The sequence below is a fragment of the Mycobacterium parascrofulaceum ATCC BAA-614 genome, assembly GCF_000164135.1.
GTDB classification, from domain to species: Bacteria; Actinomycetota; Actinomycetes; order Mycobacteriales; family Mycobacteriaceae; genus Mycobacterium; species Mycobacterium parascrofulaceum.
The window spans coordinates 65,895-86,828 of the sequence record NZ_GG770563.1; the positions used below are offsets into that span (position 1 = coordinate 65,895).

Here is a 20,934-nt window from a genome sequence, read left to right on the forward strand (position 1 = left end):
TGCTCCAGACCTTATTGACAAATCGTCGATCCTTCGGCGTGTCACGGTTGCTGCAACCGAACCCCCTGGCAAGGTGAACTTCTATGGCTCCTCCAAGCAAAGGTGATCGCGGCGCGCACATGGTGAAAAACCATCCAGCCGTTACGCAACGTCTCATCGCCATGGCAGAAGAGGCGGGTTCGTCGTCGATGTCTCAGTACATCGCTGACGTTCTGGCTCTCTATGTCGGCCTACCTGAGCATGTTCGCGAGTTCAATCAGCTGCCGATCGCGGCGACCCGGAAGTTGGACGGCCTGCGGGGTGACTCGCGGGACAACAGGATCATGACGCGGCCGCATCGCGAGGTTTCTGAACGGCTTGCTCGACAGGCGGCCCAGTCGGGTTCGCACCGCGGCCAAGTGGCCCCCTATATCGCGGACGTCCTCGCGGTCCACGTCGGGTTGCCCGAGTATGCCCGAACCCCCACCTGCGTTGAGGAGGGCTTGCCGCTGGCCATGTGAAACCCCCTAGCCCGGCCTCCCTTTCGTCTTGGCTGACTCTTGCCGGGCAGATATGACATCTCAATAGGCGGTGCGGCTCTACCCGCTGACATGACGAAGGCCCCGCGTTAACGGGGCCTCTGTCTAGAGGGTTCAAACCGAGTTGGCAGCTCAGTTCCGGGTCCGCACCCGTTGCCCCTGAAAGGGACGTAGCTTGGACAGCTCGTCTCACGGTAGCGCATACCTTGCCGCGGTTCCAGATCCGCCGCGCGAACGGTGTGTAAACCGTGACATTTCTCGCGGCCGAGCTCCTAGTCGGCCGTTTGCTACGCGGCCCCGAACGTATCGCGGTTGTAGCGCTGTTCGCCCGCGGCGCGGTGTCGTGCGCACAACCCCGGTAGCCGAGGTGCTGCAGATCCGCCGCGGCCGCCGACTGCACGGTGGCGATCCCCCGCCGGCGAGCGTGTTCGTCAACCTCGAGCTCGCCGAGGACACCTACGCAGGCGTGCCGTGCTGGTCCGGTGGGGGCGCCTACTGGGCGCACGTCACCGTGGCCGCGGCCTACGACCTGCGCTACACCGAGATCCGGTCGCAGATGACCTCAGGGGGCATCGCCAAACGCACCCTGGTCGCGATCGCGGCCGCCTTCGCCCGCACTGCCGACGCCGACACCGGCCGCAACGCCCGGCCGACCAACGAACAGTTGCAGCGCGCGACCGGGTTTACCGAGCGCACCGTCCAGCGGGCCCGCGAATGCCTGCGCCTGCTTGGGGTGGCCACCGAGGTCCTGCGCGGCCGCCAACGCACCTACATCGAACGTATGGCGTCCTGGCGGATGGGCGATCGCCACCGCGGCTGGGCCTCGGTGTGGGCGCTGCACGACGACGCCCAGGTCAACCGGGTTATCCACACCGTGTCACCCCACCTGGAACGGTCCCCAGTAACCACCCACACCTCACCTTCAGAACGACTGGTTACTACCCACGGGCGCCACAAGGGCGCCCGGCACGGCGTCGCTACGCGCCGCCCAGCTCCAGACGCGGCAGGCTGGCGGCTGGCGGCGGACTGGCGAGCCGATTCGCACGCCCCACCGTGGGCACGCCGCTTCACCCCGACCAGCTGGGCGGCCATGCTCGCCGCGCCGGCGGCCGCCGGCTGGACCCCACGTGACCTCAACCAGCTCATCACCGACTGGCTCGGCGTCGGCCGGCGCATCCCCGACAGCCCCACACGACCGATAGGGCTGCTGGGGGCGATCCTGGCCTGGCACGGCACCGACAACCTGACCGAACGCCCGGCCGCTCTCGACGAGGCCCGCGAAGCTCAAGCCCGCGCCGCCGAAGAACGGCGCCGCGCCCACAGTGCGGCCGAGCACCGCGCACATCTGGCCGGCCGGGCCGCCGGCCAGGCCGCCCAGTCTGGTCCCGGCCACGCTGACGTGTTCGCCGCCCTGGCGGCCGCCCGACAGCGCACCGCGCAGCGTCGAACCGCTGAGGCTGCCGCCGAACAGGCACGCATCGAAGCGCTCATCGACCGCGCCCGCCGCACCGGCACTCCCACCCCGGACGCGACTCGACACGACCTGTGGCGCTAACCTGCGGTGACGCGCGCCCGTACCTCCCCATCGTCGCGGCGGTGAACACCGGCAAGACATGCGATGAGATAGTCGTCGAGATATTTGATGCGATAGCGCGCCGAGTGGTGGGCTACCAGTCGTCGCGCAGTGCCTTGAGCTCGTGCCAGGATGATTCCGGGCCCCAGTACCGGTCGATGATTGCATTACTGGCCTCGAATAAACGATCGAAGCTTTCGCGTAGCACGTCGGTGATCAGATCTTCCAGCCCGGTGTGGGTGTAATCGGCCAGTGCGGTCGGTTTGATGAAAAGGTCGCTCAGATACCCGTCGGAGTCGAAGGACGCTATCACCACGTCGCTGATCGGGTCGCGTTCGCGCATGTTGTGGGCGGCAGCGTTGAGTTCGGCCAGCAACGCTCGCGTGACGCGAAGCCCCTGGTCGACGTCGGCGATTCTTTCCTGAGGGGTGCTCACTGCTTCTTCCGATCATCGGGTCTGGCGCGGCCTTCTCGACGGTTTTTGACCGGCTCGCTGTTGGGCGGCGCCACCACTTTCAGCTTGCGCTCCTGGTAGAGCTGCTTGTTGTCCGGGCCCGATCCCTCACCGCCGCCGCGCATGGGTGGCATCATCGGGCCCATGGCGCCCATCGCCGGGGCCGGTGCTTCGGCTGCCGCCGGCGCCGAGGGTGCCGACGCCGGCGCGGCCGCCGCCGGTGCAGCGACTTCGGGGGGTGCGGCCATAGGGCTCTCCCCGCCCGCGGGCTCGGTGTCACCCCCACCCCCGCCGGCGCCCAGATCATCGGGTGGTGACAGATCGCCGGCCGAGGGAGGCTCCGGTGACTGGGGGGATTGGTCGCCGCCGTGCTGCGGTTCACCGCCGCCGGGATGCTGGCCCAAACCGCTCATCGCCGGCCCGGCCGCCTGTTCTAAGCCCTGTAGTGCCTTTTGGCCCGCGCCGGTCAGGCCGCCCAGAACCCCACCTAGGCCGCCGACGACGCCGCCCATGATTCCCGGGATGACTTCCGAAGGCAGTGAGCTTGCCGTCGCCGGTAGGGCATCGGTCAGTGGGTCCGCGGGGGCCGCCGGGTCGGGGGCGCCGGGCGGCCATGTCGGCCCCGGTGTCAGGTTCTCTCCTAGACCAGGACCTCCCTGCACCGGGTCCACCGGTGCGCTCTTGGGTGAATGCTGTGGTTGTCGTGGTCCCACCGGGCCGTCACCGGCTCCGGTCGGCGGGGTAACCGGCGCAACATCTGGGCTTGGGCCCGGCGGCGGCTTGGGTACGTCGGGCTGTCGTGGCGCCGCTTCGGAGAACGTGTACGTGGTGAACCCGGCCGTCGAGGCCGAGTAGAGCTTGCTGACCTTCACTTGCGCATTGACCACGGCCACCCGGTGGGCGCCGCCGGCGCGGGCATTGGACTGCAACGCGGCTTTGAGCTCCCGCTCGGCGTCCAGCACGTGGCGATACGGCGGGACATCAGTGACGACTTTGGAGAAGTTCTGAATGTGGGCTTTGGCCTGCTCAGCCAGGCCGTCGACATAGTGGGCATGGCCTTCATACCAGGTCTGAAGTGCCCGCATCTTGGTCGTGGCTGCATCGGCGGATTTTGCTTGCCATCCATCACCGGCCGTGCTGATCGCGGTGCCCAGTTGATCGGCAGCCTCACGCAGTTGTTTGGCTTCGCCGCGCAGGCTGGTTTCCATGGCCTGCCAGGTCTGCTTGCCCGTGCCGGCCCGGCCGGTCTCAATCAACCTGGCGATGTCACGCGGGCTGGTGGGGACTTCACCGGCGGGCAGACCGCCACCTGCCCCGCCTGACACGAGATCCGCGGGCACCACAGGCGCGGCCGGTAGGGACCGCGTAGCCGACACCGCCCGCACAGCCCCACCCGATCCCGCGCTGCCCAACGTCCCTGCGGACTGCACTTCCTGCTCGTCGTAAGCGCCGGCGCTGGCATCGAGTTTCACCCCGAACTGGCGCGCCATCGTGTTGGCCATCGTGGTGTATTTGCGAGCCAAGCTCACCTGTGCGGTGAAACGGGTGCTCGCGCCCACCGACACCATGTCCGCGGCGCTTGGCTGCACCTGACCCGAACCGGGCGTTGCGGTCCCGCCCGCCGCGTCGGCCTGACGGCCCGCCGAGCGGACAACGTCGGTGTCAACCCGTACTGAATCCGCCACCGCGCAAGCCCTATGGTTAGGTTTGCAGGGTTTGCTGGTTGTCGGCTTCGGTCTGCTGGTAGGAGGCCAGGCTGGACCGAATATGGCCAGCCACACCCTCGCAGTATTGTCCCAGCGCCTGACCGGCCTCAGCACGTGCCTGCAGCGTCTCGTTCAACGCCTGACGCACTTCCCATCCGATGTCGCCGAAGCGTTGTCCCACGCTTTGCGCTGTGCCAGGGTCGACGCTGAGGCGCTCACGCACCCGCGGACCCTCTTGATCCCACCATTGCGCGTGCTGATGCCACTCGTCGAAATCCAGCGTCGCACTATTGCCGGCCACCGCATACCTCCCATTGAACTGGCTGTTTGCTAAGCCTAACAACGACTTAGCGGGCTACGCATCGGTCGGCGCTGGCTAAAAATCGATCGTGTGCCGGTATTCGTCGACGTCGGTCAAACTGGGCCACCCCGGGGTCGTCGGCAGCGCTGTGCCGTATTCCTCGATGACACGCTGGCGCTGTTCGGCGCGGGCCCGCATCAACGCCAACCGGTGCAGACGCATAATCCGATCCGCCAGTATCTCTGCGGTCCACGACCGGGTGACCTCGGGTTCGAGCTGGACCTGCAGCCCCTCCCCTTGCCAGTCGACCGCGACCATCAAGGCGCCGTCGGCCGACCACTCCGCGACAGTGGGAATGGCACCTTCCTCTGGCAGCTGTTCGTCGGTCACCGCGACTCCCGCATCAAGGCCCCACATTTAGGTACCGCTGGTATTCGTTGTCGTCGGCTGGCCCGCCGGAGCAGGGCTGCCCGGCGCAGGCGGCGCAGCGGGAGTACCCGCCAGCCCAGGTGGGTCGATCCAGCCCGAAAAATCACCTGTCGGCAGGGCACTTTGTGGTTGTAGCTGCCCATCCAGCCAGATTTTGCCATTACCCATGTACATCACCGGGTCACGACTCTTAAATTGCGCGATTTCACCGGGCACCAAATGACTCGGGTCGGCCGGAGCGGTCACCGGTGTACCTGGAGGCGGCAGCTCCACATGAGCCTGCTTCCAGGCATCAGTGACGGTCTGCCCGTTGAGGACCCCACGCACCGCCGCGGCGTGTTGGGCCGTTGTTGCCGTCACCGGAGAACCGTCCGGCATCTGCACCACCTGGCTTGGGTCACCACCCGCACTGGCCGGGACCGCGGCCGGCGGGGCAGGCTGGGTGCTCGGCGCAGGCTGCGTCGTCCCCGCGGGCTGAGTCTGCCCGTTCTTGCTGCCGGTGTCGTCCTTACCAGCCGCCCCGTCATTGTTTTTCCCGCCATCACTGTCACCCTTGCCGTGCGGGCCGTCTTCGAAATCGTCGGACTTGCCGTGATCGTGAGCGCCGGTGTCTTTAAACCCGTCTCCACCGCCCTGACCGGCAAGCCCACTCAGGCCGCCCAGGCCGCCCAGGGCGTCCATCGGCAGTGAGCCTGCCGCCCCACCCAAGGCGCCCGGAATCGAACCCAGACCCGCCATCGCAGGACCCAACATCGACAGCGGATCACCCATGCCCGCTCCCCCCAAGCCCGCCAACGGGTCGGTCAATCCCCCACTGCCCGTAGGGGTTCCGCCCCCACCGGCGCCCCCGCCATCACCACCACCGCTGCCGCCATCACCACCGCCACCGCCGCCGTCAGTGGTGTTACCGCCCGTGTCACCGTTGCCGCCATCACCGCCGCCGCCGTTCGCCCCACCTGCGCCCTTTTTCTTCGGATGATCCCCACCCGCGGTACCGCGGTACTCATCACCCAGGGCGGCCAGCAACTCAGCCTGTTTTTTGCTATCGACCTTCGAGCTGTCCAGAACCTGTTGAATCTCGGCCAGCTGACCATCCAAGAATTGGTTGAACAACGCCATCGCGTGCGGATCATTGGCCATCTGTGGGTTCGCCGCCAGCGCGCGGCGCGCTGTCTCAATGTTGCCCACGATCCCACTAATTTTCGACCGGGCCGCATCATTGGCGGCGAAGATCTGTTTCAGCAGGTCAGATAGCTTGTCATCCGTCTGATTCACCGCCCCGCTCGCCTGCTGATAGGTGGTTCCGGCCTGATCGACGCCCTGCTGTAAACCACTGGGGCCGTTGGGAACTTGCGGCGCCGGCCCCCACGGCGGGCCTGCGTTGGGCAGCGGACCCGGCCCCCACTGCTCGGGTGGCCCATCATCGCCGCCGTCCCCGCCATCATCATCCCCGTCGAATATGCCCGTCAGGTCATCCAACAGGTCATCGAAGACGTCAAATAAGCCCATCGCGGCCGAATCCCCTCTAAGTGCAGGTCGTTGGGCAAAACGCTACCGCCGCCTGCCGGCACTATGCGACGGTCGCGCCCCACCGATTTGGATCGATTCGCCGCCCATCCCCGACCGGTCAGCAAGCGCGTGAGATATTCCATGAGATAACGCAGCAGATAGCGCACGACATAGCGGCATCCAGCTTGCGAACGTGGAATTTCCCTGTTTGAGGTGCGGACTTACACCTCGCCGGTCGCCATGCCCAGCGCCGCACCGGCAGCGTCGCGAATCTTTCCCACCGTGTCGTGGTGCAGCCCGACCTCCGGCTTCGCCCCGATCGCGCGCAGAGAGAGCGCTGGCCGAGACTCATACAAGTACCGCAGCACCTGCACCATCTTGTCGGTAGGCACACTCGGGCAGTACCCCTCTTCGTGCAGCTTGGCCGCCGCTGCCTCCCACCGGTCCATTCGCTGCGCGGCCAGCTCCAGCGCCCGGTCACGCACCTGCGAGCGCGCATCCGGCGGTGGCACCGGATCAAACCGCCACAAGATCCCCAGAATGTGCGTGGTCGCCAATAGCGCCACCGGCGGGAACCACGCGGAATTGCATCAGATGCATGATGTGCTTGGGATGCGAAGTCGATGTTCGACATAGGGAGCGTACTCCAGCGTGATGTGCACGGGGGCTTCCGAACTGCGGGTTTCTGACGTAGATTGCATGTGATGCACGTTTAGTGCATTGGAAGGTTGGGGGTGGTGGGCAGGAAACGCGAATTGCCGGCGCCCGGTTCGGCGCATCTGGAGTTGGCGCCTGGTGTGCGGCATCTTCATCCCGAGGACGACATGGTGCGGGCGATGTTGTCGGGGTGGGCCAAGCAGCAGTTGGGTGGGCGGTTGTGTGCGGAAAACACGGTGAAGGTACGGGCCTCGTGCGTCGGTGAGTTCATCGAGTTTTCGGGAGCGTATCCGTGGGAGTGGACGGCCCGGATGATGGATGAGTGGAGCGCGCATCTGGTGGGGTCGCTGTCTCGGGCGAAGTCCACGATCCGTCAGAAGCAGGGCGCGGTCCGGCTGTTCTGTAGCTTCATCACCTCGCCCTATTACGACTGGCCGACGCAGTGTGAACTGTGGTTCGGCGATCATCCGACGCAGATCTGTCACGAGTGGAACACCTCGGCGCATCTTGTCGATTACGAGGGTGATCCGGGCCGTCGGCCGTTCACCCGCAAGGAGCTTCAGGATTTCCTTGATTGCGCCGACGCGCAGGTCGAGAAGGCTCGCCGGTCGCGGCGTAAGGGCACGTTGGCCGCCTATCGGGACACGACGATGTTCAAGGTGATGTACGGCTGGGGTTTGCGGATCAACGAGCTGTGTCGGCTGGATCTGGCCGACATGTATCGCAATCCGCACGCTCCCGAGTTGGGGCCGTGTGGGTTTCTGCATGTCCGGTACGGGAAGGCCTCGCGAGGGTCGCCGCCCAAGAGGCGGACGGTGCCGACGTTGATGCCGTGGGCGGCGGAGGCACTGTTGGACTATGTCAACAACATTCGGCCGTTGTATGAGCCTGGGCAGAAGCAGGCGCTGTGGCTGACCGAACGGCGCTCGCAGGTGAAGGTGCGGACGTTGACGGGCACCTTCGACGACATCCGGGATGAGGTGGGCCTGGATCGCAAGCTCACCCCGCACTGTTTTCGGCATTCGTTCATCAGCCACATGACCGAGGACGGCGTGGATCCACGGTTCCTGCAGGAAATTTCCGGTCACCGGTTCGCCAGTACCACCGGCATCTATACCCATGTCACCGGCGAGTTCATGAACAAGATGCTCACCGACGCGCTGGGGCGGGTGTCCAGCTTTGGAGAGGGACACCAATGACCGCCGATTACCACTGGCATCTGCGCAGGCTGATGGCCGAACGCGGACTGTTCAACACGACAGCGTTGCGGCCACTGCTGGCCGAACGCGGGGTGCAGCTGTCGGCCAGCCAGGTTTACCGGCTCGTGACCGAGAAGCCGGAACGGTTGAGCCTGCCCACCCTGGTGGCACTGGTGGACATTTTGGGGTGTGCGATGGACGAGTTGATCGAGATCGTGCCCGCCACAGCTGCCTCGGCGAAGAAGGCCGCGGGCGCAGCGGAGCGCAGCAAACCGGTCAGGACGCGTGAACTTGGTGGCCACCGCCCCGTCCGGGCCAAGATCGTCGACGCGGATTCCTAGGCCGGCGGATGCGCGGAAACCGCAGCGAGTTCGTGACGGTGATCGTCACTGCAGTGGGCGCGATCGAGCCGCACCTGAGCCACGACGATGTCCGCACCGCGATCGAGGGGATGGGCCCGGCGGCAGCGACTGCGCCGCCGACATCGAGCCGCTGATCCTGTGTCTGCGCCAACTCGGCGCCATGCGTGTTCGAGCGCCGCGGTGTGCCCTGTGCGGCAATGATTCGGAAATCTATTCGCGCAAGCTCAAGAAGCGCATCTGCCGAGCCTGTTCGATGCAGGGTTGGCAGCCGGCTGTCGGTGAATGCCCGGGCTGCGGCGCGGTGGACAAGTTGATCTACCGGCCGCGGTACGGCGATGGCCTGTTGTGTCGGAGGTGCAAGCCCGAACCCGACGTCGATCACGCCGCCAAGGTTCGTGACGGTATCGCGCAACTGCGGACCGGGTTGTCGGCCACTGAGATTGACCGGGTGGCGTCGGTGTTCGGCACGGCGGTCGCGCAGCGCGAGCTTAACTGGATCTTGCAGGACACCCCCGGAGTGTTTCGCGGTGAGATCGCCCACCGCTCGGCGGTCTCGGTGCGGCTCGCCGAACTACTTGTCGCTGCCGGTGCCGACAATGTGCGCCTTCCGCAGTGCCCGTTGTGTTTGCGCACCGTGAAGCTCGGCAGCCAGATTGACGGGTTGCGCTGCTGCCATACGTGCTGGGGTCACCACTTCAGCCGCGGCACCTGCGCTCGTTGCGGTCGCCAGCGTCACCTTATCAATTATCACGGTGCCGGCGAGCGCCTCTGTCACCGTTGTTTCGAGCATGATCCGGTCAATCATGAGCCGTGTACACGGTGCGGTCGTGTGGACTTCATCAACCACCATGACGGGCAGGCGAAGCTCTGCCGGCGCTGCTACCCGGCACCCACCGCGGTCTGCAGCTCGTGCGGACGTACTCGCCCATGCACCCGCACCCGGACGGGAAAGCCCATCTGCGGCACCTGCTCGGCCAAACAGCGCCCACCCCAACCCTGTTCGGTATGCGGCAACATCCGCTCCGTGCACACCCGGACTGACGCCGGTGAGCCGGTGTGTAACCCGTGCGCACGAAGTCGGGAACCGTGCGCGCGGTGCGGCAAAACCCTGGCGGTCTCGGCGCGGCTTGCCGGGGTCGGGCCGCTGTGCTCGGCCTGCCTACTACGTGAACCCGCCTACTTCACCGACTGTGCGCAATGCGGCGCCCATGGACGCACGTACCACCGTGGGCTGTGCCCGGCCTGCGCCTGTCCCGGTGAGCTCCGCGAATTGTTCGCCAAGAACGGCGAATTGAGCGGCGCCGCGGGCCGCATCGTCGAGGCGTTGCTGCAATGTGACGCCATGCCGGTGCTGCGATGGGTCAGGCGCATGCGATCGAACAGTGAACTGCCCGCGCAGCTCGCCGAACTCGGCGACACCCTCAGCCACCACGACCTCGATGACCTACCGGCCAGCAAATCCGTGGAATGGCTGCGCAACATCCTGGTGAACGCCGAGGTGCTGCCACCCCGCGACCCCTATCTGCACCGCACCGAGCAGTACATCGCCGCCCGGCTGGCCACTATCAGCAACCGCGACGATCGCGCGGCGGTCCGCGCATTCACCGAATGGAATCACCTGCGTAAACTGCGGGCCCGCGCCGACCAAGGACCACTCAAACGCAACCACGGGCTGGCCGCCCAAGCCATGACTGCCGCCATCACCGACTTCGTGTCCGAACTCAACGCGCACGGACTGGCGCTGGCCTCATGCCAGCAGGCGTTCGTCGACGACTGGTTGGTGCGCAACCCCACTCGCCGCCAGATCCACCAATTCCTCGCCTGGGCGGTCCACCGTGGCTACGCCCACGACGTCGCGGCTCCCGTACCGCAAACCCGCCGCACCCGCCACACCCTGCCCGGCGACGACGAACGATGGCGCCTGATCCAATACCTGATCGAACACCCCGACTTGGAGACGCGCGATCGGGTCGCCGGGCTGCTCGTGCTGCTCTACAGCCAACCCGCCGCCCGCCTGGTCACCCTCAAGGTTGCCGACGTCACCATCACCGACGACGCGGTCCAACTCACCCTCGGCGCCGTCCCGCTCACCGTGCCCAGCCCCGTCGACCGCCTGCTCGCCGATCTCGTACAGCAGCGCCGCGGATACGCCGCGGTCACCGTGGGCACCAATCCATGGCTGTTTCCCGGAGGACGCTCCGGTGGGCACCTGTCCGCCAACCAAGTGGGGCTGCGGCTCAAACGAATTGGCATCTCCCCCCGGATCGCCCGCAACACCGCGCTGATCGACCTCGCCGGCGAACTGCCCGCTGTCGTGCTCGCCAAACTCCTCGGCTTCAGCATCAAACGCGCCGTCACCTGGAGCGAAGAAGCCGGCAACACTCGCCCCCGCTACGCCGCCGAGGTCGCCCGCCGCAACTCGTGATGACGCGATGTCAAGGCCGCCACGGACTGGGCCTCGTCCCCGGGAATGGAACCCTTGCGCAAGGCAGGCGCCGATTATCAGCCACCTCCTCCTAAGCGGATGGCTCTGTTCCGACAGTCCCGACGAAGTGCAGCCTCGGGATCGTCGTCTCTGGCCGCACCGCTCCGAGGCGCGCGCAGGGTACTGTGGAGGGTGTTGAGCGGCATCTCGGTTGAGTGAACACGCTTGACGGAATGGGAAAATCATGAACGGCCCCACGACGTTTCGCACGCCCTACGAAAAGCGCGTTGAACTCGTCAAACAAACACTGATCACATCGGCGATATTCGACGACGATAGTGCTGGCAAGCTCGCCGTCCAGGTGCTACGTGCGCTGGACTCAATTCCTGAGAAGATCCGCTAGGCGATTCGTCGACATGCCAGGGGAATCCGACGCGGTGCGATGCTGAGCGCTGTCCGCAGCGTCCGGCCCTGACCCGCCTGTGTAGGGCATGAGCACGACCGACACGACGGATTGGTTTGGGGCCGGTGTCGGCGGGAACCCGTGGTGCAGCGGCGGATGAGTGGTCGTAATCGAAGTTCGCCGTTAGGCGTCACAGAAAAAAGCGACCTCGGGTTAAGCAGTCAGCGCGGTTCTGTGGCGTCGCACTTGAATGTCGCGGTCGCTGTCGCACAACGTGTCAGTCAACCGGGGCCGGTGCCAGAAGAGTCGGCCCCGGTGGGCCGGACCGTTGGTTGACTGGTTGCGCCTGGCTGGGCCCGGGGATAGTACCGGCGATGACTGGGAATCGCTGCTTCGCAATACATCTTGGAGAACAGGACACTGCGCGCGATGTCGCACTGTTTCACGTTGGGCTGCCGGGATTGTTCGACGAGTAGGGTCCAGGAGTTTGCTTGGCGTCTAGATTTGGGGTGTTGGCTGACGGCAGCAACAACTGAACAGTGTGTTCAACGTGCAGTCGGAGCTGTTTGCTCGCCTATCATCGAGTGATGCATTTATCGGCGCGGTTCGCAGGCGGCGGCACCAGAGGCCACCATTACTGCGGAGCAGGTGCTCGGATCGATGATTTGCATCAATTTGCGGGGCAACTCAAAACGGGTCGAGGGCCAGGAGACCGATCCGCCGGCGGTGTGGATGCGCCTGGTCGTTCTCGGAGTGAAGTTTCGTGAGGCCTACGGTGTTGATGCCCGGGTGACCGATCCCGACGTTGAGGGGACGGGCAGCGGCGACGCCAGTCCGGCGCCCGTGTCCTGAACCGGTGATCCGCCGCCGGCTGTTCTGGATGTGTTAACGGAAGGTGTTCTCCGACACCGTATTCATCGGACTCTCCCTGTGTGGATGGGTGATCTGAATTCCCTGGGCACTTGCGGCGACGCACTCAGGGTGGGCCGTTGTCGAGGAGTCGGCAGGGCGGCGTCGGCGTAGTGTGGCCTTTGATGGGTGAGCTGCCGTGCGCCAAAGTGGATGTCGGCTGGTCGGTCGGTGTGCACCGCGGCCGGCACCAGCGCGACGCGGTGTTGAGGGGGGTGGCTACGGTGGCGGCGTCGCGGTAGTCGAAGGGTCAAGCCCGCCTGACGCCAACAGCTATTTGTAAGGCGCCCTTCGTGGTTCCTTCGCGCAATCCGTCATATGCGTCCTCGCCTATCGCTATTTTGTGTGACTGCGAGTATCGTTAAACATGTTGGTGTTCGGTCGTGCAGATTGCCCATGGGGTTTGGAGCATCGATTCATAGGTCGATTGGCTCGGCCATAGATGGGAGCGTTCATATGACGCTACGAGCGGTCGAGAATCCGCAACGGAAGCAGGGCCCGTTCCGTACTCCGAGATTTCGGTTGAAACCCACGGCACCCCAAAGCGGTTATGTCGATGGGGCCTGGTGGCCCCGCAGCGATGACCTCAGCGCAGAGCTGCCAGACCTGTTGGCAGTGCTCTCGGTGCGCCTGGGCCGCATCGAACGGGTACTCTATCGATTGTCTGACTGGCGGTCTGCGCCGCGAAAACTCGACGCTGGTGGCGGTCCGGTCAAGTTGGATGGATATGAGCGCCAACCTATCTCAACCGTCAGCCTGCTAGGATCAGGATTCCGTCGACTCGATCTGCTGGTCGTGGCTGTGTGCGCGGATGCCTCCGATGCGCATGCGACGATGATGAGGGCCGCACATCCCAGCGACGAGACGTGTGTAGATCGGCTTCTGGGGATCCAACCGCGCGTCCGAATCAGCTTGGATCGGGCTGGCGTTGCCCAGCAGCGCTGGGCTTCAGGGATCTCCAAACCACGCAGTGCTTTCCCGAATTCCCATCCGGCGAAGGCTTCTGAAGAATGGGATGCTGGCGATATCGCCAGGGATCGGATTTGACCATGACTGTGCAAGTAACCCGCAACGATGGGCTCACTGATGAGTTTGCGCGCTTCGGTGACCGCTACGTCAAGCACGCCGACGGGTCGTTGGAGGTTGTCCGTGCTGGAACAATGCAGCCCGTGACCTATCCGGTGGGCGGCTGGACTGAGGTGGCCGGTGACGAGAAGCGGAAGCGGCACGGGCTGTTTCGTCACCGCTCATAGTGCCCGGCATGTCCTCCCTCGGATGCGGGGCCGCGGGCGAGGTTCCGGCGTCAGCCGGGGAGCTGCGCCAGCCGTGGGGAAGCTGTAGTTCCGCCTTCTGATTCCCAGCGTTCTTGTGCGGTGGAGGCCTGGGTGCGGCTGTCCCGGTCTCGCTGGCTGATCGTGAGCAATCCGTCGACGGTCGCGGCGTTGCGAGGTTGTGCCGCGGTCATCATGGTGCGGTGGGCGTCGTTCGCGTCGGTGTCGGGCGGAATCACCAATAGCGTGAGTCGGTCACCCTCGAGCCCGAGAACTTCGATGGTGTTGATCGGCTGAAGCCGGTACCCGTCTAGGCGTACCGCCCGTCCTCCAGTGGCGAGCTTTCGTGGCGCGTCCGCCCAGGCGTTCAAATGGTATAGCACTCGGTCGATGCGGCCCAGGCGCACCGAGAGCACTGCCAACAGGTCTGGCAACTCTGCGCTGAGGTCATCGCTGCGGGGCCACCAGGCGCCATCGACATAGCCGCTTTGGGGTGCTTTGGGTTTTAACCGGAGGCGCGGCGTGCGCGCCGGCACGATGGTGTTCTGATCGTTTCTGCGTGTCTGCTGTGGCGTCATGGCGACGCTCCCATCTGGACCGCGTGATGCGGCCATATCACTTCGAATCAGCGATGCCACACTCGAACTGGCTGTGTGTACGAAATACCACCGATGGTGTTGATCCTACGCCGGTCCAGCTCCGAATGGAGGCCGCGGTCTAGCGATTTGTTTGCGCCGTGCCGACGGTGGCTCTCAGCCCCCGTCAGATCCATTACGACGGGTTGCCAACGTACCGTGGGCGCCGGGCGCGACGGCGGCGGTCTCGGCGATGAGGTGATCCACGACGTCGAACAGGTCATTGCGCGTGCGCATGGCGCCACGCTGCCTGGCCGCAGAGCTGCCCTGCGTAAGAGCCTTGCGCGCCAGGCCCTCAACGGCCTGCCAATCCCCGGATGCCTCCAGCTGTGGGCGGAGCATCTGGACCAAGTCGGTAACCACATCGCCGGCGGGGCGACTCGCCGGATGTATCAAGTCCACCAGGTCACCTTCCAGTCCTGACCGGGCGGCTCGCCACAGCGCGGCACGGCCGAGCGGGGGCACCACTATGGCGGCAGGCACTCCGGTGCGTAGTCCCTGGATCTCGCGTTCGACGAGCGCGCGGAATAGCGCCGCGATGAGCACAATGGTGTCGGCGCGTGGACAGCTATCGCACACGCGCAGCTCCAAGGTGGGAGTTCGCAGGGCGGGGCGAACGTCGAAATACGACATCCCCGCATCGGTGATCACTCCGGTCGCAATGAGATTGGAGATCAACGTGTCGTACTCCGCGGCTGACGTGGCCGGAGGCGCTAATCCGGTGGTCGGCCATCGCTGCCATACCAATGTTCGGACGCTGCTGTAGCCGGTGTCAGATCCGTCGGACCAGAACGGCGAACTCGCGCTCAAGGCAAGCAGAGTGGGAACATAGGCGGCTACCCGACCGGCCACCAGGACAGATTCATCACGGTCGTCGATTCCCACGTGTATCTGGGTTCCACAGATCAGTTGTTCGCGTGCCAACAGCTGATAGTCGGCAAGCATCTGCTGATAACGGGAAGTCTGGGTCACGTGCATCTCGCTGGGCACCGACAACGGAACCGCCCCAGCGGCAACCACGCCCAACCCGAGCGTAGCGGCGGTATCGACGAGGACTCGACGCCGCTCAGTCAGATCGGCCCGCAGTTCCGCAAGCGTACTGACCACACTGCCGTTGGTCTCCACGACACAGCTCTGCAATTCGGCCACATAACCGTCAGACAGCAGTCCAAGCAGCTCTGGTGCCCGCGGTGCCAGCCGCCGGGTGGTGAGGTCGACAAGGTGGAACTCTTCCTCTATGCCGACCGTCCGGGGCATCGTGGATAATGTCAATTGTCTTGGCGTTCCTTGTGATCGGCATTCACATGCTCATGGGGCGCATGTCGGAAAGTATCCATCGTGTCCGCTCGGTCCCATTGGGTCGTCGAGCTGCTCAGGGAGGTTCGGCGACGCGTTGTGGCGGACGCCGTCCCGTTGAGGCAGGCCCCATGCTGGGGTCGCTCAGATGTCGGCTTCTGACCGCGCGCAGTGCTGAGGTCGGCGGCCTCGTCAGCCCACGCCTCGCGCTGTCGAAATCGCGGTGGGTCTCCCTGTTTGACGGATTGGTGGGTGTTGTCGGGCGCCGCAGGGCGAACTTTGCGGTGTTTTTTGCCCGCTACCCATGCGAAGATTGCGATGGGCACGGTCGTGGCGAACACGACGAGTACGACGAAAACGGCACTGCTGGTGGACATATCGGCTCCTTGCGAGTTGGTGAGGCATGAGTTCTGCACGCAGCGTGGCGGTTTGGTCGGTGCCATCTGCGGCTGTGCAGTCTCGAAGTGGTAGTGCTCGACTGTCGGGTCACGGGGCCGATCGTGGCCGTCGACTCGATGCCGTCGGCCACGGAACCACGGTCAGTAGTAGTGACGCCGGCCGCCGATGGCGTGACCGGTGCGCCCCATCAGCATGAGTAGCAGGCCCACGACCAGCAGGATGACCCCGATGACCAGGACAACATGGGCGAACGCGAATGTGGGGGCAAGGCTCGGGAGGAGCAGCCCCAAAACAATAAGGACAAGTCCGAAGATGATCATGATAGTTACCTAAGTCTCGTGGAGATGATCGGGGCGGATGTGCCCGGGATCAGTGTTTGAAAGCGTCATTGAGCTTGTCGCCTGCCTGTTTGGCGTTGCCTTTGACCTGGCCGGCGCGTCCCTCGGCCCGCATGCCGGTGTTGCCGGTGGCGCGGCCGAAGACCTTCTTCGCGCTGACCTTGGCGGCTTCGAACTTGTGGGCAATCTTTGCAGCCACTCTCATTGCGGACTCCTTGGGTTCTCGGTGTTCATAACCCGCGAACGCGGGATGAAGACATGGGCGAGACTGGTTGCCGGGCGAGCCAGCGACATCTCCAGATCGTGGCGGGCGGCTCGCCCTGTCCCGCGGAACGCCGTACACCGGCTGGCTGCACGCTCAAGCCGAGCGTCGAAATGCGCCAACGAAGACCCCGAGGACGGAGGGGTGCGCGTCGGCGCGGTGATGTCATCGCCGAATGCGGCGCCATTCGCGGCCGATAGGCCAGCGAGCCCGTGTTGGTCAGCACCCCGGTGAACCCCACGACCACCGGCGAGCAAGGCAACCGGTCCAACGATGTCGATCATGGCGGCGCCTCTACTGATGCTTAGAAGTCCAGTACACGCCACATCGTCCAGCTTGTCAACGGTGTATATCTACGGCATAGACATACTGTGTCAACAGCCTGGAGGTGACTCGGCATTGCGATGTCTACAGTGTAGGTCTACGGTGGAGATCAACACTGGAGACACGCCCGGAAGGCGGCAGCATCCATGACCCAACCACCAGCAGGCCTTGCAAGTTCCGCGCCCGAATCCCGCAACAACGAGGCCGACGGTGAGAGCAGGCCGATCACCCGTGCGGCGGTCCTGGCCAGCGCCCTGGAGATCATTGACCGCGACGGCGTCGACGGGCTCTCGATGCGGCGGCTCGGCGAGGCCGTCGGGCGCGACCCGATGGCACTGTATCGGCATGTGCCGAACAAGGCCGCGGTGCTCGACGGCGTCGTCGAGATGGTCTTCGAACGGCTTTCGCTGGACACCACAACGCCGGACTGGGCCGCTGCACTACGCAAGCTCGGCCACGAATTCCGAGATCTGGCACGTGCGCACCCCAACGTGGTGCCGTTGTTGGTCACCCGGCCGCTGGCCACACCGCTTGGGATGCGCCCACCGGGAATCCTGCGGCATCTCGAAGAGGTTCTGACCCTGCTCATCGGGGCCGGGTTCACCGGGGAGGACGCGTTGCACGTCTACCGGGCGTTGTTCGGGTTCCTGTACGGGCACGTACTTACCGAACTGCAGGAAATCGTCGAGCGGCCGGAGGAAACCGACCACGTCTTGCGGCTGGGTCTACACCGGCTTCCGATCGACCAGTTTGGGCACCTACGCGAACTCGCACCGGTCTGGGCTTCCTACGACCCACTGGCTGAACTCGACCGCGGACTCGACATTCTGCTCAGCGGACTGGCCGTGCGCCTCACGATCCCCGGCGCCGCTCCCGCGGACACCACCGAGCCTCAACAAGGCGACCACGAACGGACGTGACCTCGATGACACGCAGCAAGCTTTCCAAACTCACCGTCGTTCTGTGCGAATAGGTATGACCCCCAAACTATTTGCAGACTTGGGCAAGACGACGATGGCGATAACAGACGCAGCCGAATACGCTCACCTGCGGGAGGTGGACCTCGAGGCGCTTGGTGTCGCACTGGAGGCAATCCGTCGCGACATCGAGAATTCGCGTGGTGAACAAGATCGGACATACATTCAGCGGGCCATCGCGTTTCAGCGCGGCCTCGACCTCGCGGCACGGCTTGTGATCGCCGCCAGCCGAAGCGGGCCCGGCTGGGCACTGGGAACCGCCGCGCTGGCCACCGCGAAGAGCATCGAGAACATGGAGCTCGGTCACAACATCTGCCACGGTCAATGGGATTGGATGAACGACCCGGAAATCCACTCCAGCACCTGGGAGTGGGACATGGTCGGCGTCTCCTCACAGTGGCGCTATGCCCACAACTACCGCCACCACGTGTTTACGAACGTCATCGGCGAGGACGACGACCTCGGATACGGCATCATGCGGGTCACCCGTGATCAGCAGTGGCGGTGCAGCAATCTATTGCAGCCGCTACGAAGCGTATTGCTGGCCATCATGTTCGAGTGGGGCATCGCGCTGCAGGGTTGGGAGTCGCAGCAGAAGCGTGCCGCCAAGTCCGCGCTCACCCGAGCCTTGGTGCAGAAAGTGGCGTGCCAGGCCGGCAAGGACTATCTGATCTTTCCCGCGCTGAGTCTTCGACGATGGCGCCGCACGCTCACCGCGAACGCGGCCGCCAACCTGCTGCGAAATGTGTGGGCTTACGTGGTGATCTGCTGCGGACGGACACACAGAAGTTCGCGCCCGACGCACTGAACGATGAGTCCAAATCCGAATGGTATCTGCGACAAATGCTTGGCACTGCGAACTTCCGCGCCGGGCCGGTGTTGGCATTCCTCAGCGGAAACCTCTGCTACCAGATTGAGCATCACCTCTTTCCGGATCTCCCGAGCAACCGCTACGCGCAGATCGCACCACAAGTGCGGTCCATATGCGCGCGCTTCGACCTGCCGTACACGACCGGTCCGCTCGCACGCCAATACCTAGGGACCGTGCGCACCATCTTCAAGCTCGCACTCCCGGATCGGCTTCCCGCCCCCGATGCTGACGGAATGGACGCCCACAAACCTGACCACCTCGATGACGCACACCAGACAATGAAGGTCGGATCCACCGCTATTTAGACAGTCCCAGCCTCTCAGATTCGGGTGTGTATTGATGTTCCCGCTCGTCGAGGTGATGCGGCAGGGCTGTTTCGAGGAACGCCGTTTGATGACACGGCCTAGTCTGGGTCTCAGGTTCATGTGGACGTGGCCAAGCTCGGAGGCAGGCAGCGCAGCAGGCCCGGCGCACTCGAAGTCGGCCCGATCCCAGGAGGGCACAAATGTTTACATTCCTCAAACCCATCGCGGGTTTCCGCGTGACGTTTTCGGCGATGTTCAAGAAGCCAGTCACCGAGGGGTATCCGGAGAAGCCGGGCCCGGTGGCGCCGCGCTACCACGGCCGCCATCAGCTCAACCGATGGCCCGACGGGTTGGAGAAGTGCATCGGGTGTGAGCTGTGCGCGTGGGCCTGCCCGGCCGACGCGATTTTCGTGGAGAGCGCCGATAACACCGAGGCCGAACGTTTTTCGCCGGGCGAGCGCTACGGGCGGGCGTATCAGATCAATTACCTGCGATGCATCGGCTGCGGGTTCTGCATCGAGGCTTGCCCGACGCGGGCCCTGACGATGATCAACGACTACGAAATGGCCGACGACAACCGCGCCGACCTGATCTACGGCAAGGACCAGCTGCTGGCGCCACTGCAGCCCGGTATGGCGGCCCCGCCGCACCCGGTGGCGCCTGGCAGCACCGAACGCGACTATTACCTCCTCGACAACATCGCCGCGGCGAACCGCGAAGCCCGGTGACCACGTTGTTGACCGCGGACGCGCGGACCCGTACTCCACCAAACGAAGTGATGCTGTTACCGTCGGGCGTTGCGCTCTGTTGGCCGTCGCTGAGTATGCAGATGATGCCGTCACTGTCGGCGCGGACGTGATATCGGGAGTTGGTCTGAAAGTGACGGGTTGGTCGGCGCGGCGACGTGATGGTCGTCGTGGTGACGGGCGTCGGCGGGCGTGCCGAACGGCGCTCCCGATGGCTCGCGGGGGCCGCGATGAGGCTCAGGCCGGTGGCGACAACAGGCGACCTCGGGTGTAGGCCCGATCAGGGTCCAGGGCGGGTCGTCGATGCCCTAGCGGTGGCGTTCACAGTAGGCGGCTGTCGACAGGATCGACAACGCGTGATGCAGCAGTTGCGGTGTTGCGCAGCGAACGTCAGAATCCAGTTCCAGTGGCTGTCGGGTGCCGCCTTGGTAGATGCGTTCCAGGTGTGCCGCTGGTAGGCGGCGCAGCCAGCGCCGCACTGTGGACACGGGCCGATCGACGGCGACCGCGATGCGCCGGGTGTCGAAGTCCATTTGGCTTGTGCAGCAATGCTGTTCCGATCGCCGCGGTGGTGTCGGCGTGACGTGGTTGCAGGGCTGCGGGTATCACGATATGCGTTGATGAGCACGATCGCATCGGGTGCGGCGGGGTCGCACCGTCACCGTGGTGCTGTCGCGGTCGCGCAGGGTGCGCCGCCGGCCCGTATCCCCAGGCGACCAGCTGGCCGGGGCGGCAGCGCGGGCAGCGTAGTTCGCCGTCGGCGAGTAGGTGCTCGGCGAGTTCGGCGGTGCGGGCAACGATCACCGTGCAGCCTCGAGCGCCGAGGTCACAAGGAACGCCGCCCCGGACCGATCCTCGGACCGCGGGTGCCGCTACACACGCTCCACGCTCAGCTGTCGCGGATCCACGCCTTCAGGTAACCCGGCTGCCGAACGGTGCTCTGAATCCGTTGTGCAACAATAACATCGATGGCCATAACCGCACGCCCCACCGTTAGCAGGTTGTACACGAAGGGCGGAGTCCGCCGACACGGCCATGCCAGTACCGGGATATCTGCCCGAACGC

Annotated in this window: 25 protein-coding genes and 1 pseudogene; 14 read left to right on the forward strand and 12 right to left on the reverse strand. The window is 65.0% G+C overall.

Annotated elements, in window-relative coordinates; genetic code table 11:
- Window positions 1–83 precede the first annotated feature (83 nt).
- Window positions 84–500, forward strand: a complete 417-nt coding sequence (locus HMPREF0591_RS28840; protein ID WP_007172373.1) for a hypothetical protein — start codon at window positions 84–86, stop codon at window positions 498–500.
- 385 nt (window positions 501–885) lie between these two features.
- Window positions 886–2,073, forward strand: coding sequence for a hypothetical protein (locus tag HMPREF0591_RS28845; protein ID WP_007172374.1), 1,188 nt, complete (start codon window positions 886–888; stop codon window positions 2,071–2,073).
- A gap of 112 nt (window positions 2,074–2,185) precedes the next feature.
- Here HMPREF0591_RS28845 and HMPREF0591_RS28850 read toward each other — a convergent pair whose 3' ends face one another.
- The 6 genes from HMPREF0591_RS28850 to HMPREF0591_RS28875 form a co-directional block, all read right to left on the reverse strand.
- Entirely contained in the window at window positions 2,186–2,527 is a 342-nt protein-coding gene (locus HMPREF0591_RS28850) for a hypothetical protein (RefSeq protein WP_007172375.1), read from the reverse strand.
- Window positions 2,524–4,230: a PPE domain-containing protein gene (locus tag HMPREF0591_RS34505; RefSeq protein WP_023363520.1), complete on the reverse strand. Its 1,707-nt coding sequence runs from the start codon at window positions 4,228–4,230 to the stop codon at window positions 2,524–2,526. The genes HMPREF0591_RS28850 and HMPREF0591_RS34505 overlap by 4 nt, the downstream gene beginning before the upstream one ends.
- 16 nt (window positions 4,231–4,246) lie before the next feature.
- The gene (locus HMPREF0591_RS28860) at window positions 4,247–4,552 is read right to left on the reverse strand and encodes a type VII secretion target (protein WP_007172377.1); all 306 of its coding nucleotides are present in this window, start codon (window positions 4,550–4,552) and stop codon (window positions 4,247–4,249) included.
- 75 nt (window positions 4,553–4,627) lie between these two features.
- Entirely contained in the window at window positions 4,628–4,942 is a 315-nt protein-coding gene (locus HMPREF0591_RS28865; protein ID WP_041321561.1) for a hypothetical protein, read from the reverse strand.
- A gap of 27 nt (window positions 4,943–4,969) precedes the next feature.
- On the reverse strand, window positions 4,970–6,490 hold the full coding sequence (locus HMPREF0591_RS34510) for a DUF4226 domain-containing protein (RefSeq protein WP_007172379.1): 1,521 nt from the start codon (window positions 6,488–6,490) through the stop codon (window positions 4,970–4,972).
- 221 nt (window positions 6,491–6,711) lie between these two features.
- A complete protein-coding gene (locus HMPREF0591_RS28875) occupies window positions 6,712–7,056 on the reverse strand; it encodes a hypothetical protein (RefSeq protein ID WP_007172380.1) in 345 nt (114 codons plus the stop codon).
- Window positions 7,057–7,275: 219 nt separating this feature from the next.
- On the opposite strand from HMPREF0591_RS28875, the gene HMPREF0591_RS28880 reads away from it, so the two are divergent.
- The 3 genes from HMPREF0591_RS28880 to HMPREF0591_RS34240 are packed head-to-tail and all read left to right on the forward strand — an operon-like array spanning window position 7,276 to window position 8,842.
- Window positions 7,276–8,346, forward strand: a complete 1,071-nt coding sequence (locus tag HMPREF0591_RS28880; protein ID WP_050790179.1) for a tyrosine-type recombinase/integrase — start codon at window positions 7,276–7,278, stop codon at window positions 8,344–8,346.
- Window positions 8,343–8,687, forward strand: coding sequence for a helix-turn-helix domain-containing protein (locus tag HMPREF0591_RS28885; RefSeq protein ID WP_007172382.1), 345 nt, complete (start codon window positions 8,343–8,345; stop codon window positions 8,685–8,687). Before HMPREF0591_RS28880 ends, HMPREF0591_RS28885 begins: the two co-directional genes overlap by 4 nt.
- 8 nt (window positions 8,688–8,695) lie before the next feature.
- Window positions 8,696–8,842, forward strand: coding sequence for a hypothetical protein (locus HMPREF0591_RS34240; RefSeq protein WP_007172383.1), 147 nt, complete (start codon window positions 8,696–8,698; stop codon window positions 8,840–8,842).
- 437 nt (window positions 8,843–9,279) lie between these two features.
- Here the strand turns inward: HMPREF0591_RS34240 and HMPREF0591_RS34245 are convergent, their stop codons facing one another.
- The gene (locus HMPREF0591_RS34245) at window positions 9,280–9,513 is read right to left on the reverse strand and encodes a hypothetical protein (protein WP_007172384.1); all 234 of its coding nucleotides are present in this window, start codon (window positions 9,511–9,513) and stop codon (window positions 9,280–9,282) included.
- A gap of 465 nt (window positions 9,514–9,978) precedes the next feature.
- Between HMPREF0591_RS34245 and HMPREF0591_RS34250 the strand changes: the two genes are divergently transcribed.
- The 5 genes from HMPREF0591_RS34250 to HMPREF0591_RS28900 all read left to right on the forward strand — a co-directional run bounded on the left by HMPREF0591_RS34250 (window position 9,979) and on the right by HMPREF0591_RS28900 (window position 13,698).
- Window positions 9,979–11,133, forward strand: coding sequence for a site-specific integrase (locus HMPREF0591_RS34250; protein ID WP_007172385.1), 1,155 nt, complete (start codon window positions 9,979–9,981; stop codon window positions 11,131–11,133).
- A gap of 244 nt (window positions 11,134–11,377) precedes the next feature.
- Entirely contained in the window at window positions 11,378–11,536 is a 159-nt protein-coding gene (locus HMPREF0591_RS33340; RefSeq protein ID WP_007172386.1) for a DUF6307 family protein, read from the forward strand.
- Between the two features lie 648 nt (window positions 11,537–12,184).
- The gene (locus HMPREF0591_RS28895; protein ID WP_040624347.1) at window positions 12,185–12,388 is read left to right on the forward strand and encodes a hypothetical protein; all 204 of its coding nucleotides are present in this window, start codon (window positions 12,185–12,187) and stop codon (window positions 12,386–12,388) included.
- A gap of 513 nt (window positions 12,389–12,901) precedes the next feature.
- Complete coding sequence (locus HMPREF0591_RS34255) at window positions 12,902–13,492, forward strand: DUF5994 family protein (protein ID WP_080671456.1); 591 nt, start codon at window positions 12,902–12,904, stop codon at window positions 13,490–13,492.
- 2 nt (window positions 13,493–13,494) lie between these two features.
- The gene (locus HMPREF0591_RS28900; protein WP_003874696.1) at window positions 13,495–13,698 is read left to right on the forward strand and encodes a hypothetical protein; all 204 of its coding nucleotides are present in this window, start codon (window positions 13,495–13,497) and stop codon (window positions 13,696–13,698) included.
- Window positions 13,699–13,748: 50 nt separating this feature from the next.
- Here HMPREF0591_RS28900 and HMPREF0591_RS28905 read toward each other — a convergent pair whose 3' ends face one another.
- Together HMPREF0591_RS28905 and HMPREF0591_RS28910 are read right to left on the reverse strand one after the other, a co-directional pair.
- Entirely contained in the window at window positions 13,749–14,294 is a 546-nt protein-coding gene (locus tag HMPREF0591_RS28905; RefSeq protein ID WP_007172389.1) for a DUF5994 family protein, read from the reverse strand.
- A gap of 174 nt (window positions 14,295–14,468) precedes the next feature.
- Complete coding sequence (locus HMPREF0591_RS28910) at window positions 14,469–15,608, reverse strand: carboxylate-amine ligase (protein WP_007172390.1); 1,140 nt, start codon at window positions 15,606–15,608, stop codon at window positions 14,469–14,471.
- Window positions 15,609–15,778: 170 nt separating this feature from the next.
- Here HMPREF0591_RS28910 and HMPREF0591_RS33345 point away from each other — a divergent pair, with 170 nt between their 5' ends.
- The gene (locus tag HMPREF0591_RS33345) at window positions 15,779–16,054 is read left to right on the forward strand and encodes a hypothetical protein (RefSeq protein ID WP_123766485.1); all 276 of its coding nucleotides are present in this window, start codon (window positions 15,779–15,781) and stop codon (window positions 16,052–16,054) included.
- Window positions 16,055–16,186: 132 nt separating this feature from the next.
- Here HMPREF0591_RS33345 and HMPREF0591_RS32765 read toward each other — a convergent pair whose 3' ends face one another.
- Together HMPREF0591_RS32765 and HMPREF0591_RS31695 are read right to left on the reverse strand one after the other, a co-directional pair.
- Window positions 16,187–16,366 (reverse strand): DUF6131 family protein, encoded by a 180-nt coding sequence (locus tag HMPREF0591_RS32765; RefSeq protein ID WP_007172392.1) that lies wholly within the window; start codon window positions 16,364–16,366, stop codon window positions 16,187–16,189.
- A 49-nt stretch (window positions 16,367–16,415) separates the two neighbouring features.
- Complete coding sequence (locus HMPREF0591_RS31695) at window positions 16,416–16,583, reverse strand: CsbD family protein (protein ID WP_179143982.1); 168 nt, start codon at window positions 16,581–16,583, stop codon at window positions 16,416–16,418.
- A gap of 533 nt (window positions 16,584–17,116) precedes the next feature.
- Here HMPREF0591_RS31695 and HMPREF0591_RS28920 point away from each other — a divergent pair.
- The 3 genes and pseudogenes from HMPREF0591_RS28920 to nuoI all read left to right on the forward strand — a co-directional run bounded on the left by HMPREF0591_RS28920 (window position 17,117) and on the right by nuoI (window position 19,851).
- Window positions 17,117–17,890, forward strand: a complete 774-nt coding sequence (locus tag HMPREF0591_RS28920) for a TetR/AcrR family transcriptional regulator (protein WP_003876843.1) — start codon at window positions 17,117–17,119, stop codon at window positions 17,888–17,890.
- Window positions 17,891–17,984: 94 nt separating this feature from the next.
- Window positions 17,985–19,123, forward strand: a pseudogene (locus HMPREF0591_RS34260) (fatty acid desaturase family protein).
- Between the two features lie 200 nt (window positions 19,124–19,323).
- Entirely contained in the window at window positions 19,324–19,851 is a 528-nt protein-coding gene (gene nuoI, locus HMPREF0591_RS28930; RefSeq protein WP_007172396.1) for an NADH-quinone oxidoreductase subunit NuoI, read from the forward strand.
- A 326-nt stretch (window positions 19,852–20,177) separates the two neighbouring features.
- Here nuoI and HMPREF0591_RS34265 read toward each other — a convergent pair whose 3' ends face one another.
- Window positions 20,178–20,402: a hypothetical protein gene (locus tag HMPREF0591_RS34265; protein ID WP_033711371.1), complete on the reverse strand. Its 225-nt coding sequence runs from the start codon at window positions 20,400–20,402 to the stop codon at window positions 20,178–20,180.
- Window positions 20,403–20,934: the final 532 nt, after the last annotated feature.

Excerpts from the sequence above, each read along its gene's own strand:
- HMPREF0591_RS28840 (WP_007172373.1), top strand. The coding sequence starts at position 84 with ATGGCTCCTCCAAGCAAAGGTGATCGCGGCGCGCACATGGTGAAAAAC.
- HMPREF0591_RS34510 (WP_007172379.1), bottom strand. The coding sequence starts at position 6,490 with ATGGGCTTATTTGACGTCTTCGATGACCTGTTGGATGACCTGACGGGC.
- HMPREF0591_RS28885 (WP_007172382.1), top strand. The coding sequence starts at position 8,343 with ATGACCGCCGATTACCACTGGCATCTGCGCAGGCTGATGGCCGAACGC.
- HMPREF0591_RS34240 (WP_007172383.1), top strand. The coding sequence starts at position 8,696 with ATGCGCGGAAACCGCAGCGAGTTCGTGACGGTGATCGTCACTGCAGTG.
- HMPREF0591_RS34245 (WP_007172384.1), bottom strand. The coding sequence starts at position 9,513 with ATGATTGACCGGATCATGCTCGAAACAACGGTGACAGAGGCGCTCGCC.
- HMPREF0591_RS33340 (WP_007172386.1), top strand. The coding sequence starts at position 11,378 with ATGAACGGCCCCACGACGTTTCGCACGCCCTACGAAAAGCGCGTTGAA.
- HMPREF0591_RS34255 (WP_080671456.1), top strand. The coding sequence starts at position 12,902 with ATGACGCTACGAGCGGTCGAGAATCCGCAACGGAAGCAGGGCCCGTTC.
- HMPREF0591_RS28900 (WP_003874696.1), top strand. The coding sequence starts at position 13,495 with ATGACTGTGCAAGTAACCCGCAACGATGGGCTCACTGATGAGTTTGCG.
- HMPREF0591_RS28905 (WP_007172389.1), bottom strand. The coding sequence starts at position 14,294 with ATGACGCCACAGCAGACACGCAGAAACGATCAGAACACCATCGTGCCG.
- HMPREF0591_RS28910 (WP_007172390.1), bottom strand. The coding sequence starts at position 15,608 with ATGCCCCGGACGGTCGGCATAGAGGAAGAGTTCCACCTTGTCGACCTC.
- HMPREF0591_RS33345 (WP_123766485.1), top strand. The coding sequence starts at position 15,779 with ATGCTGGGGTCGCTCAGATGTCGGCTTCTGACCGCGCGCAGTGCTGAG.
- HMPREF0591_RS32765 (WP_007172392.1), bottom strand. The coding sequence starts at position 16,366 with ATGATCATCTTCGGACTTGTCCTTATTGTTTTGGGGCTGCTCCTCCCG.
- HMPREF0591_RS28920 (WP_003876843.1), top strand. The coding sequence starts at position 17,117 with ATGACCCAACCACCAGCAGGCCTTGCAAGTTCCGCGCCCGAATCCCGC.
- nuoI (WP_007172396.1), top strand. The coding sequence starts at position 19,324 with ATGTTTACATTCCTCAAACCCATCGCGGGTTTCCGCGTGACGTTTTCG.
- HMPREF0591_RS34265 (WP_033711371.1), bottom strand. The coding sequence starts at position 20,402 with ATGGACTTCGACACCCGGCGCATCGCGGTCGCCGTCGATCGGCCCGTG.